This is a genomic window from Brevundimonas sp. ALps5, assembly GCF_058681645.1.
The window spans coordinates 3428469-3445794 of record NZ_CM178744.1; the positions used below are offsets into that span (position 1 = coordinate 3428469).

16 protein-coding genes are annotated in these 17326 nt (G+C 67.4%); 6 read left to right on the top strand and 10 right to left on the bottom strand.

What is annotated here, in order from left to right; genetic code table 11:
* The first annotated feature begins 112 nt into the window (after positions 1-112).
* The gene (locus tag ACW172_RS16285) at positions 113-2722 is read left to right on the top strand and encodes a TonB-dependent receptor (RefSeq protein ID WP_492032483.1); all 2610 of its coding nucleotides are present in this window, start codon (positions 113-115) and stop codon (positions 2720-2722) included.
* Between the two features lie 11 nt (positions 2723-2733).
* Positions 2734-3573, top strand: a complete 840-nt coding sequence (locus ACW172_RS16290; RefSeq protein ID WP_492032484.1) for a hypothetical protein — start codon at positions 2734-2736, stop codon at positions 3571-3573.
* On the opposite strand, the gene ACW172_RS16295 is transcribed toward ACW172_RS16290, so the two are convergent.
* The 3 genes from ACW172_RS16295 to ACW172_RS16305 form a co-directional block, all read right to left on the bottom strand.
* Positions 3574-4410, bottom strand: a complete 837-nt coding sequence (locus ACW172_RS16295) for a LytR/AlgR family response regulator transcription factor (protein WP_492032485.1) — start codon at positions 4408-4410, stop codon at positions 3574-3576.
* Positions 4407-5087, bottom strand: coding sequence for a DUF2306 domain-containing protein (locus ACW172_RS16300; RefSeq protein ID WP_492032486.1), 681 nt, complete (start codon positions 5085-5087; stop codon positions 4407-4409). The genes ACW172_RS16295 and ACW172_RS16300 overlap by 4 nt, the downstream gene beginning before the upstream one ends.
* Before the next feature lie 77 nt (positions 5088-5164).
* The gene (locus tag ACW172_RS16305) at positions 5165-5920 is read right to left on the bottom strand and encodes an SDR family NAD(P)-dependent oxidoreductase (protein WP_492032487.1); all 756 of its coding nucleotides are present in this window, start codon (positions 5918-5920) and stop codon (positions 5165-5167) included.
* 70 nt (positions 5921-5990) lie between these two features.
* On the opposite strand from ACW172_RS16305, the gene ACW172_RS16310 reads away from it, so the two are divergent.
* The gene (locus tag ACW172_RS16310) at positions 5991-6248 is read left to right on the top strand and encodes a CopG family ribbon-helix-helix protein (RefSeq protein WP_492032488.1); all 258 of its coding nucleotides are present in this window, start codon (positions 5991-5993) and stop codon (positions 6246-6248) included.
* Complete coding sequence (locus tag ACW172_RS16315; RefSeq protein ID WP_492032489.1) at positions 6245-6559, top strand: type II toxin-antitoxin system RelE/ParE family toxin; 315 nt, start codon at positions 6245-6247, stop codon at positions 6557-6559. The genes ACW172_RS16310 and ACW172_RS16315 overlap by 4 nt, the downstream gene beginning before the upstream one ends.
* Here the strand turns inward: ACW172_RS16315 and ACW172_RS16320 are convergent.
* The 4 genes from ACW172_RS16320 to radA are packed head-to-tail and all read right to left on the bottom strand — an operon-like array spanning position 6556 to position 10470.
* Positions 6556-6906 carry a VOC family protein gene (locus ACW172_RS16320; RefSeq protein WP_492032490.1) on the bottom strand — a complete coding sequence of 117 codons (351 nt, stop codon included), beginning with the start codon at positions 6904-6906 and terminating at the stop codon, positions 6556-6558. The genes ACW172_RS16315 and ACW172_RS16320 overlap by 4 nt on opposite strands.
* A gap of 28 nt (positions 6907-6934) precedes the next feature.
* Positions 6935-8449, bottom strand: a complete 1515-nt coding sequence (gene purF / locus ACW172_RS16325; protein ID WP_492032491.1) for an amidophosphoribosyltransferase — start codon at positions 8447-8449, stop codon at positions 6935-6937.
* 27 nt (positions 8450-8476) lie between these two features.
* The gene (locus ACW172_RS16330; RefSeq protein ID WP_492032492.1) at positions 8477-9073 is read right to left on the bottom strand and encodes a CvpA family protein; all 597 of its coding nucleotides are present in this window, start codon (positions 9071-9073) and stop codon (positions 8477-8479) included.
* 32 nt (positions 9074-9105) lie between these two features.
* Positions 9106-10470, bottom strand: coding sequence for a DNA repair protein RadA (radA, locus tag ACW172_RS16335; RefSeq protein ID WP_492032493.1), 1365 nt, complete (start codon positions 10468-10470; stop codon positions 9106-9108).
* Positions 10471-10607: 137 nt separating this feature from the next.
* On the opposite strand from radA, the gene ACW172_RS16340 reads away from it, so the two are divergent.
* Positions 10608-11219, top strand: a complete 612-nt coding sequence (locus ACW172_RS16340; RefSeq protein WP_492032494.1) for a Yip1 family protein — start codon at positions 10608-10610, stop codon at positions 11217-11219.
* Here ACW172_RS16340 and alr read toward each other — a convergent pair.
* The 3 genes from alr to ACW172_RS16355 form a co-directional block, all read right to left on the bottom strand.
* On the bottom strand, positions 11216-12259 hold the full coding sequence (gene alr / locus ACW172_RS16345) for an alanine racemase (RefSeq protein WP_492032495.1): 1044 nt from the start codon (positions 12257-12259) through the stop codon (positions 11216-11218). The two genes, ACW172_RS16340 and alr, sit on opposite strands and share 4 nt — an antisense overlap.
* 31 nt (positions 12260-12290) lie before the next feature.
* The gene (locus ACW172_RS16350; RefSeq protein ID WP_492032496.1) at positions 12291-13772 is read right to left on the bottom strand and encodes a replicative DNA helicase; all 1482 of its coding nucleotides are present in this window, start codon (positions 13770-13772) and stop codon (positions 12291-12293) included.
* Between the two features lie 168 nt (positions 13773-13940).
* Entirely contained in the window at positions 13941-14312 is a 372-nt protein-coding gene (locus ACW172_RS16355) for a hypothetical protein (protein ID WP_492032497.1), read from the bottom strand.
* Positions 14313-14654: 342 nt separating this feature from the next.
* Between ACW172_RS16355 and ACW172_RS16360 the strand changes: the two genes are divergently transcribed.
* A complete protein-coding gene (locus ACW172_RS16360) occupies positions 14655-17267 on the top strand; it encodes a TonB-dependent receptor plug domain-containing protein (protein ID WP_492032498.1) in 2613 nt (870 codons plus the stop codon).
* The last annotated feature ends 59 nt before the right edge of the window (positions 17268-17326 follow it).

Genomic DNA, 17326 nt, shown 5'->3' on the forward strand with positions numbered 1-17326 from the left:
CGTCGTTCCAACGTCATCGGCTCTTGATCCATCCGCCACCAACCTGTGTTCGAAGTGAAGTCTCGCCGCCCTAGGAGCGCCTTGTTGCACTGCACCAAGAAGGGGGCTTCTCATGCGCAATTTCCATTCGGTTCGTGGCCTCGCGGCCGGACTTCTGGCCACCAGCGCCCTGTGCGCGCCGGGCCTGGCCTTCGCCCAGCAGGCTGCTCCTGCGCCTCAGGATGACGCCTCGCAGGTCGATGAGGTTGTGGTCACGGGCCAACGCGCCGCCGTCCGCGCCGCCATCGCGGTCAAACGCGCCGAGTTCGAGGTCATGGACGCCGTCTCGTCCGACGACATCGGCAAGCTGCCCGATCACAACACCGCCGCCGCCCTGCGCCGCATCCCGGGCGTCTCGGTCCAGGAAGACCAGGGCGAGCCGCGCTTCCCGGTCCTGCGCGGCCTGACCTCGACCTACAACCGCACCACCATCGACGGCGCCATCGTCGCCTCGGTCGACGATACCGCCCGCACCGTGCCGCTGGACATCGTCCCGTCGGTCATGGCCGGCCGGGTCGAGGTCATCAAGACGGTGACGCCCGAGAACGACGGCAACGCCATCGGCGGGGTGATCAACATCACCACCCGCAGCCCGCTGGACGTGGGCCGGCCCTTTTTCAACGGCATGGCGTCGTACGGCGTCTATGAGCAGCACGGCGACGTCCGCAACGACGACCCGTCCTACCGCCTCAGCTTCGCCGCCGGCACGACCTTCGGCGCCAATGACGAATGGGGCGTCGTCGTCGGGGCCAGCCACGAACAGCTGGACTACGACATCCCGCAGATGGAGGTCGCCGACCCCTCGGTGCGCGAATACACCGCCGCCGGCGCCCCGGTGAACTCGGGCGCCGCGACCGGCAACGGCATCCAGGTGCCGACCCAGTCGCGCCTGTTCTGGTACAACAACACCAAGACCCGCGACGGCGTGAACGGCAAGATCGAGTGGCGTCCGAACGCGTCCTTCCACTGGGAGGCCTCGGGCCTGTGGGCGCACATGGAGGATGACGAGGAGCGGATCGAATACCGCATCGAGCCCGTCGGCAACGTCACCGCCCAGACCGCCACCAGCGGGACCTTCGCCAGCGGGCGCGGCATCATCGGCCTGAACCAGCCGATCACCAAGCGCGAGATCAGCCTGGCCCGCACCGCCTTCCAGTGGGATGCGACCAACCAGTGGGCGATCGACGGCTCGCTGGTTTATTCGCACGCCAAGATGGAGCAGCCGAACACCTCGGTGACCTTCACGACCCGCGACGCCCAGGCCGCCAACTATGGCTTCAGCTATGACACCTCGGGCTTCTTCCCGGTGTTCACGCCGCGCACCGCGGGTCTGACGACCGCCTCGAACTACTTCCTGACCCAGTACCGCGACAGCCTGGTCCAGTCGTTCGAGAACACCGCCCAGTTCAATCTGAACGCCGCCTTCGACGACGGCGGGGCCGAGCGCAATCTGAAGGCCAAGTTCGGCCTGGCCCTGCGCACCAGCGACCGAGACTATCAGAGCGCGCGCACCGACTATGCCAACAGCGCCATGACCTTCGACTCGGTCGACCGTCCGGGGCCGACCCAGCTGATCCACGGCAACCTTGTCTGGGCGCGGATCGACGTCGCCTCGACCTATGACTATTTCGCCGCCAACCGCTCCAGCTTCACCCGCACGGTGGCGGCGCGCTCGGGCGACTATTCGGTGAGCGAGGACGTCTCGGCCGCCTATGGCCAGGCCAGCTACCGGATCGGGACCTTCACCGCCCTGGCCGGCGTTCGCTACGAGAAGACCGAGGTTTCGGCCGACGCCTTCAGCGTCCGGTCGGGTGTGATCACCCCGGTCTCGAACGGCGGCGACTACGACAATTGGCTGCCCAGCGTGCATCTGCGCTGGGACGTGCTGGACAACCTGACCGTCCGCGCCGCCTGGACCAACACCATCGGCCGTCCGAACTTCGGCTCACTGGCAGGCGCGGAGAACGTGACGGTGACCGGCGGCGTCTACACCATGTCGCGCGGCAACCCGGACCTGAAGCCGCGCGAGAGCGAGGGCTTCGACCTGTCGGTGGAATACTATCCGCACGACGGCCTGATCTCGCTGGCCGTCTTCTCCAAGGACATCACCAACGAGATCTTCACCTCGACCTCGATCGAGCGTCTGGACATCGACGGGGCGACCCGGGACGTGACGGTCACCACGCCGCGCAACGCCAGCGGCGCCGAGATCCGCGGCATCGAGCTGGCCTTCCAGCAGGAGCTCTACTTCCTGTCGGCGCCGTTCGACGGCTTCGGCGTCAGCGCCAACGCCACCTTCCTGGACACCGACTTCACCTTCCTGACCAACGGCGGCACGGTGGAGCGTCACCACGGCCTGTTCCTGCAGCCGAGCACGACGACGAACGAGTCGATCTATTATCAGCGCGGTCCGTTCGAGGCGAAGATCTCGCACAACTACATCGGCGGCTTCCTGGAGACGGTGAACGACACCATCCCCAACGCCGACCAGTTCTGGAAGGGCCGTCACCTGTACGACGCCTCGGTCAGCTGGCGCACCGATCGCGGCATGACCGTCTTCTTCGAGGCCCAGAACCTGTCGAACTCGGGTCGTCAGGAAAACACCGGTCCCGGCCAGCGCTATCTGCAGGAATCGGCGGAATATGGCCGGACCTTCTGGGTCGGTCTGTCGGCCGCCTTCTAAGGACCTGAACGATGATCGCTTCGGCCCTGTTCGCCCTGGTCCTGTCGGGAGCCGTGCAGGCGGCTCCCGCTGCGCCCGAGCATCCGCCCATCCCGCTCGCGGGACAGGCGGAGACCCTGCGCCGCTATGACGCCCATGCCAGCCAGGGCGTCGCCGTTGGGCCGAACGACGTCTATGCGGTGTCCAACTTCACCCTGGCCCGTTTCGACAAGGCCACGGGCGAGAAGAAGGCAGAGTGGGTGGGGGAGCGCAGTCGCTACCCCCACATCAACTCCTGCACCCTGATCGCGGTGGAGCGGGTTCAGCAGCTGGTCTGCGCCAGCTCCAACTATCCGGCCGTGCCGCACGTCTCGACGGTGGAGTTTTTCGACCCCGTGGACCTGCACCACATCCGCAGCGTGGCCCTGGGCCTCGGGACCGGGTCGGTGACCTGGGTGGAACGGCACGACGGCTTCTGGTGGGCCATGTTCGCCAACTATGACGGCCGGGGCGGCGAGGCGCCGCGCGACCATCGTCACACCACCCTGGTCAAGTTCGACGACCAGTGGCGGCGGCTCGAGGCCTGGGCCCTGCCGGCCTCGATCCTCGAGAGGATCGCGCCGATGAGCATCTCGGGCGGCGGATGGGGTCCGGACGGGCGGCTGTACCTGAGCGGGCACGATCTGCCGGAACTCTATGTGGTCGCCATCCCCAATGGCGGCGGGGTGCTGGAGCACGTCGAGACCTGGGGCATGGAAGCCGAGGGTCAGGCGATCGACTGGGACGAGAGCACGCCGGGCATGCTGTACGGCATCACCCGCTCGAGCCGCGAGATCCTGGCCATGCGGGTTCCGCTGCGCCCGTCCCGCTGACTAGCGCCTGCCCAGCCGGGCGAGGACCGCGTCGCGGTAGCTGCGGCTGATCACCAGCTCGGCGCCACTGTCGAGGGTGGCCCGCCAGGCGCCGTCGGCCAGCGGCCTCAGCTCGGCGACATGGGCCAGGTTGATCAGGGTCGAGCGGTGGGCGCGGGCGAAGCCGGCGGGGACCAGCCGCGCCTCCAGCTGCTGCAGGGGCTCGCGAAGCAGGCCTTCCTGATCCCGCCAGTGGACGACAGCGTAGTTGCCGGCCGAGGACACCCATTCGATGTCGGCGGGCAAAACCGGCGCTCGCCCACGGCCGACCGAGACGATCAGGGGCGTGGGGGCGTCCGGCGCGCGGGCGGCGATGGCCTGTTCGGTCCGGACGGCTTCGAGCGCGGCCCGGAGCGCCTCCATCTCGCGCCGCTGAAGGTCGGTGCGTCGCCACCAGGCCGCGGCCAGCCCTGCGGCGACGAGAGCGGTGTAGAGCAGGATGGCGACCGGCAACCGGTCAATCGAGCGGTTCAGCACCTCGCCAACCGACCAGTCCGCATTGCGCATCGTCCCGTCGACAGCGGTCGCGGTCAGGCCGGCGAGGGGCACGACGGGAACCGCGAGGACCGCCAGAATTCCCATGCTCTTCGCCCGGTCGCCGAGCAGGGCGAGCACCGCCCAGACCATCAGCCCGACCGCGACCCAGGGCGAGAACAGCAGGGCCGCCCAGCCGATGGACGGCCACAGCGCCAGCCCGAAATCCCGCCTCAGGAACCACGCCGCCGACACCGCCGTGGCCCCGTAGCTGTACGCCGCGAAGCCCGTCATCAGGACCGGGAAGGGCAGTCTGCGTTTCATGCCGGAACGGCGATCCGGCGCTTGCGGACCAGCAGGCTGACCAGCCAGATCAGGCTCAGCGACTGGAACAGGACCGTCGGCCAAAGGGCGCTCCAGGGCGAGGGGACGAAGGTCAGGAAGTTGCCGGCGAAGGCCGACCAGACCGCACTATAGGCGCCCAGCATCTTCCACAGATGCTCATAGGTCCACAGCTCCGGGCTGAACGGCCAGTCCAGCGGCCGCGCGAACCGCCACAGGTCCCAGCCGCCCAGCGACAGCGACCCGTAAGCCAGGGCGATCAGGATCTGGGGCGGGGTGTCATGATGACCGGTCAGCGCCAGCCAGACGGTGAACAGGCCAACGCCGACGGCGCCGAGGGTGGCGATCCAGTCGACCGGCCGGGCCCGGTCCGAGGCGCGCAGGTCCGGCCGCTTGCGCCCCAGCACCCGCAAACCCGAGAACAGCCCCAGCGACGCCGCCGAGGACAGGGCGAGGAAGTAGGCGTTGGGCCTCAGCGCCGTCATGCCCCAGGCGCAGACCAGCAAGGTCGTCATCAGCACCGCGAAGATCCGGCCCGATAGCCGATGCAGTCGCGAGCCCTTGCGGGTGAGTATGGGCATGACGCCAACGAGCACGGCGCAGAAGCCCGCGCTGATGTGGATGATCAGGAGCGGGAGGAAGGGATCGGGAAGGGTCATGCCCGACCGATGCGGCGCCGCCTCGCGTCCGCCCAGTCCCGTGGGACGAACGGCGGCCCCTCGGGACGAGCGTCGTCCTAGACCAGGGCCTCGCCCGAGATGCCCTCGCGCCATTCCTTGAAGGAGACGGTCAGGGGCGGGGTCAGGTCGGCGCGGGCCAGTTCGACGATCAGGGGGGCGAGCTCCGACGGATGGGGCACGGTCTCGGGATCCTCGCCCGGGAAGGCCTGACCGCGCATGGCGGTGCGCATCCGGCCGGGATCGAGGACCGAGACCCGCATGGCGGTGGATTCGATCTCGTCGGCCCAGGCCTTCATCATGGCCTCGGCGCCCGCCTTGGTCGCGGCATAGGCGCCCCAGAAGGCGCGCGGCGTGGTGGCGAGGCTGGACGTCAGGTGGATCACCCGCCCGGCGTCCGACAGGCGCAGCAGGGGCTCCAGCGAGCGGATCAGGCGGAAGACCGAGGTGAAGTTGGTCTTCTCGATCTTGGCCCAGCCGCGCGGATCCAGATGGGCCACGGGCGTCAGGCCGGCGGCGCCGAGGGTCGCCGCTGCATTGACCCAGATATCCAGCTTGCCGAAGCGCTCGAAGATGGCGCCGCCCAGACGGTCGATGCCGCCGCCGTCGACCAGATCGAACGGGACGAGCGTCGCGTGACGGCCCGTCTCGCGGAAGATGTGGTCGTCCAGCTCTTCCAGCCCGCCCTGGGTCCGGGCCGTGGCGACGACATGGGCGCCGGCGCAGGCGAGGGCGAGCGCGCTCTCATAGCCGATCCCGCGCGAAGCTCCCACGACGAGGGCGATACGGTCCTTGAGTGGCAGGGCTTGGGTCATGGGCGGGTGGTAGAAGTGGCGCGCGACGGGGTCAATGTGTTACATTGCATTCACAGCCGGAGTGGAACCCATGGCCAAGACCGCCGCCCTCAACCTTCGCGTCAGTGAATCCCTGAAGTTGAAGCTCGGCCAGTTCGCCGAGCTGACACACCGTACGCCCTCGGCAGTCGCCGAACGCGCAATGGAGGCGTTTCTGGATCGTGAGCTTGAGATGTTCGAAGCGATCGAGCAGTCCCAGGAAGACTTTCGACAGGGCCGCACGGTTTCGCACGAGCACGCAATGGCGCGCATCCGCGCGACTATTGAAAAGCACAGACCGAAGGAATGAGATCGGTTCGATGGTCGGATACGGCGCTCGACCAATTTGACAACGCCGTCGGCTGGCTGACGGAGCGCAATCCTGCGGCGGCGGACCGTCTGGCTGACAGGCTGGAAGAAACGGTCGCCGGCCTGTCGCGACGTCCGATCGGCAGGCCGGGTTACCGCGAAGGAACGTATGAAAAGGCCGTGCTCGGGACGGAATACGTCATCGTCTATTCGCTGATCGGCGGACCGGACGACGCCCTGCGGATTCACCGCGTTTTCCACTCCGCCCAGAACTGGACCGGCTGGTCGCCGTTGCCGGACGAAGACGTCTAGAACCCCGGCCCCGGCTGCCACAGGCTGAAGCTGAAGCCCTGATCGTCGCAGACGGTGCAGGACAGGCCGGTGGCGCTCTCGGCCGGAATGGCCGCCTTGCCGCCCAGTTCGACGACGCGGGCGCAGGCGGCGGTGATGTCCGGCACCTTGAAGTAGAGGTTGGTCTCGCTGGCCGGGTGCTCGGCCTTCACGAAGCCGAAGGCCGGATTGCTGTCGGCGACATGGGCATAGGTCGACTTGGAGGCTTCCTCGTCGAACGACCAGCCGAACAGGCCGCTGTAGAAGGCCTTCGCCTTGCCGATGTCGGCGGTGTCGAGCGTGAAATAGCCGAGCTGAATCTGGGCCATGGGCGTCCTGAGCTTGAGCGTATCGCCCTTAAGCGCTCACCAGCAACGAAAGTTGCCGACTGACGGCGTCGCGGCCGCCTTCCTCGATCTCCCGGTCCACCAGACGGGTGGGGTAGTCGCCGGTGAAATAGTGGTCGGTGAACTGCGGATGGGCGTTGTTGCGGCCGGTCTCGCCCATGGCCTTGTAGAGGCCGTCGACGGACAGGAAGCCGAGCGAGTCGACCTCCAGCATCTCGCGCATCTCTTCCATGGTCTTGTTGGCGGCGATCAGCTGATCCCGCTCCGGCATGTCGATGCCGTAGAAGTCGGGATAGAGGATCGGCGGGCTGGCCGAGCGCAGGTGGACCTCGGTCGCACCGGCCTCGCGCACCGCGCGGACCAGCTTCACCGAGGTGGTGCCGCGCACGATCGAGTCGTCGATCAGGACGACGCGCTTGCCCTCGATCACGGCCCGGTTCGGGCTGTGCTTCATGGCCACGCCCTTCTGACGGGCGCCCTGGCTGGGCTGGATGAAGGTGCGGCCCAGGTAGTGGCTGCGGATGATGCCCATCTCATAGGGAATGCCGCTGGCCTGGGCGTAACCCAGAGCGGCGGGCACGCCGGAGTCGGGGACCGGCACCACGACGTCGGCGTCGATCGGGAACTCGCGCGCCAGGCCTTCGCCCATGCGCTTGCGCACGCCATAGACCGAGCGGCCGTTCACGACGCTGTCGGGGCGCGAGAAGTAGACGTATTCGAACAGGCAGGGGCGGGCGGCCCGGGCCGGGAAGGGCTTGATCGAGCGCAGCCCCTCATGGTCGATGACGATGACCTCGCCGTGCTCGACGTCGCGCACGAAGGTGGCGCCGATGGTGTCCAGCGCGCAGGTCTCCGACGCCAGAACCCAGGCCTCGCCGATCTGGCCGAGCACCAGCGGGCGGATGCCCAGCGGGTCGCGGGCGCCGATCATCTTGGTGCGGGTCTGGGCGACGAGGGCGTAGCCGCCTTCGATGCGCGCCAGGGCGTCGATGAAGCGGTCGACGATCTTGGCCTTACGGCTGCGGGCGATCAGGTGGAGGATGACTTCGGAGTCCGAAGTGGACTGGAAGATCGAGCCCTCGCCGACCAGCTGGTTCCGCAGATAGTGGAAATTGGTCAGGTTGCCGTTGTGGGCGATAGCGATGCCGCCCTGATCCAGATCGGCGAACATCGGCTGGATGTTGCGCAGGAAGCTGCCGCCGGCGGTGGAGTAGCGGGTGTGGCCCACGGCCGCCGGTCCGGGCATCCGGTCCTTCAGGTCAGAGCCGCCGAAGGCCTCGCCGACATGGCCCATGTGACGTTCGGTGTGGAAACGGGCTTCCTTGACCGCGGCGATGCCGCAGGCTTCCTGACCGCGATGCTGCAGGGCGTGCAGGCCCAGGGCCACGATGGAGGAGGCCTCGTCGTTGGACGCACCCCAGACGCCGCAGACGCCGCATTCCAGGCGCGGATGGTCGTCATCCGCGTCTCGATGGTGCTCACGGTGAACGACCGGAGCGGAGATAACGTGATCAAGGCTGCTCATCGTGGGGCTCCGATGATAGCGGGAAATTCAGGGGGCGGCGGCGTCGGGCGAAGTATTGCCTGTTTGGGGCCGACGCAAGGCGTCATCGTCGGAAAATCCTCTGCGGACAGAGGAATCGACGACCGGCGACAGGGCGTCTGCGCCCCGGCCAATCCCCGGCAGGATGATCTGGATGGCGCGGGCGGCGCCGGCGCTGACCGGACGCAGGGCCGCATCCTTGAGCCAGTGCGGGGTTTTCTCGCCCGGCATGGCGGCGACGATGACCAGATGGATGGCTCCCAGCAGCACCAGCGACCGGCCGGCGCCGACGAAGACGCCGAGAAAACGGTCCACGCCGCCCAGGGTCGGATGCGCCTGCGCCCGCTTCGACAGCAGGGAGCCGAAGATGCGGATGCCGAAATAGATGATCAGGAAGCCGGCGACGGCCGCGAAGATGGTGCCGGCCCAGTCGGGGTTGATCAGCGCCCGCCCGATCCGCGAGGTCAGGGGCAGGCTCACCAGCGCCAGAAACGCGGCGAGGATGAAGCTGAGCAGGGTGATCAGTTCGCGCGTGGCCCCGCGCACCCAGCCGGCGGCGGCCGAGGCGAGGATGACCAGGATGGCGAAGGCGTCAAAGCCGGTCACGTCAGCGGGCGATCCTCAACAGGCACAGATGCCTAATACCTGTTCTCCGAGATTCGTTCGACGGCTTCCGTCAATCGGCTGACGCCTGTGACCAGAACGCCATCGCCCTTGACCGTCAGGGGGTGCGACAGGACGTGATCGAAACCCAGTTTCTGCGCCTCGCGCAGGCGGGCCTCGGCGCGTCCGACGGCGCGGATCTCTCCCGACAGGCTGATCTCGCCGAAGACGACGCAGCCCTGGGGCAGGGGGACGCCGGTCGCCGAGCTGATCAGGGCCGCCGCCGCCGCCAGATCGGCTGCGGGTTCGTTGATCCTGAGGCCCCCGGCGACGTTCAGATAGACGTCCTGATTGCCAAAGCCGATGCCGCAGCGCGCCTCCAGCACGGCCAGGACCATGGCCAGACGGCCGGTCTCCCAGCCGATCACCGCCCGACGCGGCGTGCCGTAGGCGGAAGGGGCGACCAGGGCCTGGATCTCCACCAGCACGGGCCGCGAGCCCTCGATGCCCGCGAAGACGGCGGCGCCGGGCGCCCGCTCCTTGCCCTCGCCGAGGAAAAGGGCCGAGGGATTGGGCACTTCGCGCAGGCCGGTGTCGCCCATTTCGAACACCCCGATCTCATCGGTGGCGCCGAAGCGGTTCTTGCCGGCGCGCAGGATCCGGAACGGATAGCCGCGCTCGCCCTCGAAGCTCAGGACCGCATCGACCATATGTTCGACGACGCGGGGGCCGGCGACCTGACCGTCCTTGGTCACGTGGCCGACCAGGACGACGGCGGGGCCGCCCGCCTTGGCCATGCGCACCAACTCCCCGGCGCAGGCCCGGACCTGGGTGACCGAGCCCGGCCCGGCCTCATGGGCGTCGCTCCACAGCGTCTGGACGGAATCGACGATGACGATGTCGAATTTCTCGCGCTTCAGGGTGCCGAGGATGTCGCGCAGCGCTGTGGCCGACGCCAGGGCGACCGGCGCCTTCTCCAGCCCCATCCGCTTGGCGCGCGAGCGGATCTGCTCGATCGCCTCCTCGCCTGAGATATAGGCGACCTTGACCCCGGCGAGGGCCGCGCGGCCCGCGACGTCCAGCAGCAGGGTCGACTTGCCGACGCCCGGGTCGCCGGACAGCAGCAAGGCCGAGCCCGGCACCACTCCGCCGCCGCAGACGCGGTCGAACTCGGTCACCCCGGTGATGATGCGCGCCGGTTCCGGCGTCTCCGACATCAGGGATTCGAACTGCAGGCCGCGCGTCTTCGAGGCGCTGACGGGCTTCAACGCGCCGGGAGGAGCCGCGCGGCTCTCCTCGACGATGACATTCCATTGATTGCAGGCGGTGCATTGCCCCGCCCATTTGCCGTGCACCGCCCCGCAGGACTGACACACATAGATCGCACCGTCTCTCGCCATGGGACTGGCTTACAGGAGTCGCGGGTGGCGGGGCAGGGGGCTCGGCGCAGCCTGCGACCGTTCCTGACGCACGCTACGCGGGAACCCTTCGCCAGCGGCAGAGCTTACTCACAGACCGCCATTTCCGGAGCCGCCTCATGACCGACAACCCGCCCGCCATCGACCCCTCCCTGATCGCCCGGGTGAAGGGGATTCTGCTCAATCCGAAGGCCGAGTGGGAGCTCATCGAGCGGGAGTTTGCGACGGTCCCGACGCTGTTCAGCCGCTACGCCATGATCCTGGCGGCCATCGGCCCCGTCTGCGGCCTGATCGGCTCCGTGGTCTTCGGCCATGGCAACGTCATCGGCGCCATCGTTGCGGCGGTCGTCGGCTATGCCCTCTCGCTCGCCGGGGTCTTCCTGCTGGGGCTGGTGATCGAGAACCTTGCGCCGAACTTCAACGGGACCAAGGACCGGCTCGCGGCCATGAAGGTCTCGGTCCATTCGGCGACCGCCTCCTGGGTTGGAGGGGTGTTCAGCCTGATCCCGATGCTGGGCATCCTCGGCCTGATCCTGGCCCTCTACGGCCTCTACATCCTCTATCTGGGCCTGCCGGTTTTGATGAAGGCGCCGCAGGACAAGGCGCTCGGATACACCGCCGTGGTGGTGATCATCGCCATCATCATCTGGTGGGTCATCTTCGCGGTCGTCGGCGCGGTCATGGCCAGCTTCCTGATCGGTAGCGCGGTCGCGACCGGCGGGGTCTACTAGCCGATATAGGCGCGTGGCACTCGGGGCATGACCGAGGTCAGCATCTCATAGCTGATGGTGCCCGCCGCCTTGGCCGCATCATCGACCAGACGGTTGGCGCCGAACAGCTCGATGGAATCCCCGACCGCGACGTCCAGGCCGGTGATGTCGACCGCGATGACATCCATCGACACCCGGCCGAGGATGCGGCGGGTCTCGCCGTGCACCCAGACCTGACCCGAACCGCTGGTCCCGGTCGCGCGGATCAGGCCGTCGGCGTAGCCGGTGGCGCAGGTGGCGACGCGCACGGGCGCATCAGCGATGAAGCCGCGTGAATAGCCGACGCTCTCGCCCGCCGGCACGTCGCGGGTCTGGAGCACCTCGGCGGTCAGGGTGGCGACCGCGGCGATGCGTGGATCTGCTTTCGCTTCGGGCCCGCCGCCGTACAGGCCGATGCCCGGGCGAACCACATCGAACTGGAACTCCGGCCCCAGGAAGCAGCCGCTGGAGTTGGCGAAGGACCGGATCACGCCCGGATATTTCAGGGTCGCGGCGGCGAAGGCGTCGCGCTGGCGCACATTCATCGGCTCGGACGGTTCGTCGGCGCAGGCCAGGTGGGTCATGACCAGCTCCAGCCCCTCGAAGGGCTCGGGGGCTTCTTCCGGGCGGAAGCCCAGACGGTTCATGCCGGTGTCGATCTGCAGGCCGCAGGGGCCGCCGCCGACCGCCGCCCAGGCCGCCTGCTGCTGTATATGATTGATGACGGGGCGGATGCCCGCCGCCTTCAGCGTCGCGGCCTGATCGCCATGGCAGCCGTCCAGCACATAGATGACCGGCTCGGGCCCCAGGGCTTCGCGCAGGGCGATCCCCTCGGTTCCGCGCGCGACGAAGAAGGTCCGCGCGCCTTCGGCCATCAGCCGCGTCGCCACGGCCGCGGCGCCCAGCCCATAGCCGTCCGCCTTGACCACCGGATGCACCGGCCGGCCGCTGACCCGACCCAGGGTCTGATAGTTCCGCGCGAGGGCGTTGAGGTCGACGGTCAGGCGGGCAGGGGCGTGCATGGGCGCCTTATGCCGCAAGTCTGGCCGGTCTTCACTCCGGAATGTCGGCGAAGCTCGATCCATAGCCGCGGGCGAGGTTGCCGAACTTGGTGGTGTCGGCGTCGAAGCTGAGTTTGACGATGCCGATGGGGCCGTGGCGCTGCTTGCCGACGACGACCTCGGCGGTGCCGCGCAGCATGTCCATCTGCTCCTGCCACTCCAGGTGCTCGGGCGTGCCCTCGCGGGGCTCCATCCGCTCCTTGTAGTAGCTCTCGCGGTACACGAACATGACGCAGTCGGCGTCCTGCTCGATCGAGCCGGATTCCCGCAGGTCGGACAGCTGGGGCCGTTTGTCCTCGCGGTTCTCGACCTGACGCGACAGCTGCGACAGGGCGATGATCGGGACGTTCAGCTCCTTGGCCAGAGCCTTCAGGCCGCCGGTGATCTCGGAGACCTCCTGCACCCGGTTCTTCTGGCCGCCGCCCTCGCCGACGGTGATCAGCTGAAGGTAGTCGACGATGATCAGGTCCAGGCCCTGTTCGGCGCGCTTCAGGCGGCGCGCCCGGGCGGCCAGCTTGGAGATGGAGATGCCGCCGGTGGCGTCGATGTAGAGGGGGCTTTCGCCGATCTCGATGGCGGCGTCGCGCACCTTGCCGAAGTCCGAGGCGTCGATCTCGCCCTTGCGCAGCTTGTCGGAGGACACGCCGGAGGCGTCGGCCAGGATCCGCATGGCCAGCTGTTCGGCGCTCATTTCCAGCGAGTAGAAGGCGACGACACCGCCGGACTCGGTCTTTCGACCATCCGGCGTCGGGGTCCAGCGATAGTTGCGGGCCACGTTGAAGGCGATGTTGGTCGCCAGCGCGGTCTTGCCCATCGACGGACGGCCCGCGAGGATCAGCAGGTCGGACGGGTGCATGCCGCCCAGCTTCTGGTCGAGGTCGTTCAGGTGGGTGGCCAGACCGGCCAGCTTGCCTTCACGCTGATAGGCTTCGCCCGCCATCTGAACCGCGCCGGCCAGGGCGTGGGAAAAGCTGACGAATCCGGATGAGGTCCCGCCGCTTTCGGCGAGGGAATAGAGGGTCAGTTCGGCCTGTTCGATCTGTTCGATCGCCGCCATTTCCGGGTCCGGCGCGTCCTTGATCATCTCGCCGCCGATGCGGATCAGGTCGCGGCGCAGGGCCAGGTCGTAGATGACGCGGGCATAGTCGGGGGCGTTGGCGCCCGGAGGCGCGCGGTCCATCAGATCGGCGAGGTAGCGCAGGCCGCCGAACTCGGCGAAGGCCGGGTCCAGCTTGAACCGCTCCATCAGGATGGTCGGCTCGGCCAGCATGCCCTGACGGATGTGATCCTCGACGGCGTCATAGAGCCGCTGGTGGAAGGGCTCGTAGAAATGCACGCCCTTCAGCCGGTCGGACAGGCGCTCGAAGATGGCGTTGTCGAACATCAGCGCGCCGAGAAGCGCCTGCTCGGCCTCAAGGTTGTGCGGCAGGGACGGGACGGCGACCGTATCGGGGAAGGGGGCGAAGGCGTTCATTGCGTTAACGCTCTACCCGTCGCACGCCCCTACGACATGCTCGGCCGTACCCGCATCCGTGGACAAAACGAGGGCTTCTGGGGACAGGGTGAAAATGTCCAATCCCGTCAGCGAACGGAACTTTCCGGAGGGGAAGTTTTGCGTAGGGGCGAGCCCTTATGTCGGCCCCTATGCAGGACAGGGGTAGCGTTCGGCCATCCATTCGCGCAGGGCCTGGGTCACGGTGATCTGGCTGCGACGCGCGGCCGGGATGGCGTTGAAGCGGCCGAGGATGTCGTTGGGGGAGAAGCTGACCTTGTCCGGCATGCACGTGGCCGGTCGGCGGCCGGCGGCGCGCGCGGCGGTCTGTTCGGCGCGCACGGTCCGCATGCCATCCCTGAACTCGTTCATCAGCCGGCGGGTGTCGGAGCGCAGCAGGGCGGTCGGGTTCTGGGGGATGTGGCTGGCGGTGTTCAGAAACTCCTGAACCGTCATGGCGCTGGCGGCCGTAGCGATCAGGCTGACGGCGACCGCGAGGGTGGCCAGGGCGATGCGCTTCATATGTCGGACCCCTCCGATGTGAAGGCCAAGCTTGAGCGGACATCCGGGGCGGAAGAATGGCGACCGGACGCGATTGCGGGCTCGAGAGGCGCGGGCGGAAAGGGCCCACGCGCCGCCGACCCCGGACCTGTCGCACTTGTGTCCGAAATGGGTCGATCTATCGACGTTATAGTGACGCTTCGGCAACAGAACGGCGAATTGCACGGGGACGGACTATCATTCCGCGTGTGTTGGTTAAGGATACCCCTGTCTTTGGGAGGGGACGCCGCAGGAAGTCTTTTCGGTTCAACACGATGGGATCTTCCAATGCGCATGAACGACAAAAAGGTATCGCCTAAAACTATGCTTGCCGCCGGCAGTGCGCTCGCCGCCCTGCTTCTGGCGCAACCGGCATTGGCCCAGACGGCGCCAAGTCCGACGGAAGAACAGACCGCAGTCGATGACGTTGTCGTCATCGGGACGCGACGAACCGACCGTTCGGTGGCGGACTCGGCGTCCCCTGTGGACGTCATCGGCGCCGAGGAACTCAACGGCCAGCCGGCCGCCGACATGCTGGACGTGGTCAAGAACCTCGTCCCGTCCTTCTATGTGCCGCAGAACACCATTTCCGACGCCTCGACCTTCGTACGCGCACCCGCGCTGCGCGGTCTCGCGGGCGACCAGATCCTGGTGATGGTCAACGGCAAGCGATACAACCGCTCGGCCCTGGTTCAGGTTGTCGGCGGCGGCGATACGGCGCTGTCGCTGGGCTCGCAGGGCCCCGACATCTCGATGATTCCGACCATCGGCATCGGAAACATGCAGATCCTGCGTGAGGGCGCGACGGCTCAATACGGCTCCGACGCCATTGCCGGCGTGATCAACTACGGCCTGCGACAGAACGACAGCGGCTTCGAGATCCAGACCCGATACGGCCAGACCTACGCCGGCGACGGCGAGAGCTATCAGATCGCCGGTAACGCCGGGTTCAGCCTGTGGGGCTCCGGCTTCGTCAATATTTCAGGCGAGTATTTCGACGATGGCCAGACCAGCCGGGGCGCCACCCGGCCGATCGCGGCGGTGTTCGCCGCCAACAACCCGTCCCTGGCCAATCAGCTGCCCAACTATCCGGACCCGGTCCAGATCTGGGGCACCTCGCCGACCAACGGCTACAAACTGCTTTTGAACTCCGCCTATGACCTGACTGACAGCAGCAGCCTCTACCTCACTGTGAATGTCGGCCACCGGGAGGCGGACCAGAGCTTCAACTATCGCTCGCCGATTTCGGCGCCGACGCCCCTGGCGATCGACAATGGCACGGGCGTGCCGGCGACCGGCTCGCCGGGCCGCAACGGGTCCTTCAACACCATCTTCCTGACGCGGTGCCCGACTGGGAACGCGACCTGCCCGGCCGGCGGCTTCGTGCGGGACAGCAATACCTTCAGCTTCACCTCGATCTATCCGGCCGGCTTCACGCCGCGGTTCCAGGGCGTGGTCGATCAGGCCTACGGCACACTGGGGACCAAGGGCGTCGCTGACAGCGGCCTGACCTACGATCTGTCGGCGACGCTGGCGGAGAACTCGCTCGACCTGGCGATGACCCAGTCGCTGAACGCCTCCTATGGCCCGCTGAGCCAGACGTCGTTCCACTTCGGCAAGCTGACCCAACGCGAGGCGGTGCTGAACCTGGATCTGACCTATCCGCTCGAGGTCGGCTTCGCCAGCCCGATCACCTTCTCGGGCGGCGCCGAATACCGGCGTGAAGAATACGAACAGGGCGCCGGCGACGAGCAGTCCTACGGCGTCGGCCCCTATGCGTCCCAGGCCCTGTATCGCCTGGTCGCGCCGGGCGTCTATGTCGCCGACGGCGCCGCGTCCCAATCGCCGGGCGCCAGCGGTTACGGCGGCACCAGCCCCGCCTCGGCCAAGACCACGTCCCAGACCAACTACGGGGTCTATGTCGGGGCCGAGACGGATGTGACCGAGGACTTCACCGTCGGCATCGCCGGACGGTACGAAGACTACGACACGTTCGGCGGAACTTTCGTGGGCAAGATCAATGCCTTGTACCACGTCACCGACATGTTCTCGATCCGCGGCACCTTCGGCACCGGCTTCCATGCTCCGTCGCCCGGTCAGAACAACACCGAGATCCTGACCACTACCTTCGTCGCCGGGAACCAGGTTCAGATCGGCACCTATCCGGTGACCAGCGCCATCGCCCAATACTATGGCGCCGCCTCGCTGAGCCCGGAGGAATCGACCAACTACGGCGCCGGCTTCATCTTCACGCCGATCCCGCAACTGACCCTGACCGTCGACGCCTACCAGATCGACGTGAACGACCGGATCGGCATCAGCCAGTCCTATACGGTCACCGCCGCCGACATCGTGGCCCAGCCTGCACTCGCCGCCGTCGGCGTGGACGGCGCCGTTCAGTATTTCACCAACGGCTTCGACACATCAACGAAGGGCATCGACGCGGTGGCCAGCTATCGCACCGAACTGCTGGCCTACCCGCTGAACCTGACCCTGGCCTACAGCTACAACAAGAGCGAGGTTACCCGGGCCGTGGCGGGGACGATCGATGCGGCGCGGATCGTGGACATCGAAAACCTGACGGCCAAACACCGTCTGAATCTGGCGGCGAACTACCAGGTCGCGGGCTTCACGATCAACGGCCGGGCCAACTACTACTCGAGCTGGCTCAGCGAGCAGGACTATCCGGGCCAGAAGTTCGGAGACAAGGTCACGGCCGACTTCGACGTCAGCTATACGTTCGCCGAGAGCTATACGGTCACCGTGGGGGCCAACAATCTGTTCGACGAATATCCGGACAAGATCGCCCCGACCACGGCGAACCCGATCTATGCCCTGACCGGCAGCACCGCCGACGGTCAGATCTACCCGCGTTCGGGCGGACCGTTCGGCATGAACGGCGGCTTCTGGTTTGCGCGACTCGGCATCAAATATTGATCGCTTGAGACGACCTGCCCCGATGCAACGGGCATGAAAAAGGGGCGCGTCCGTTGGAC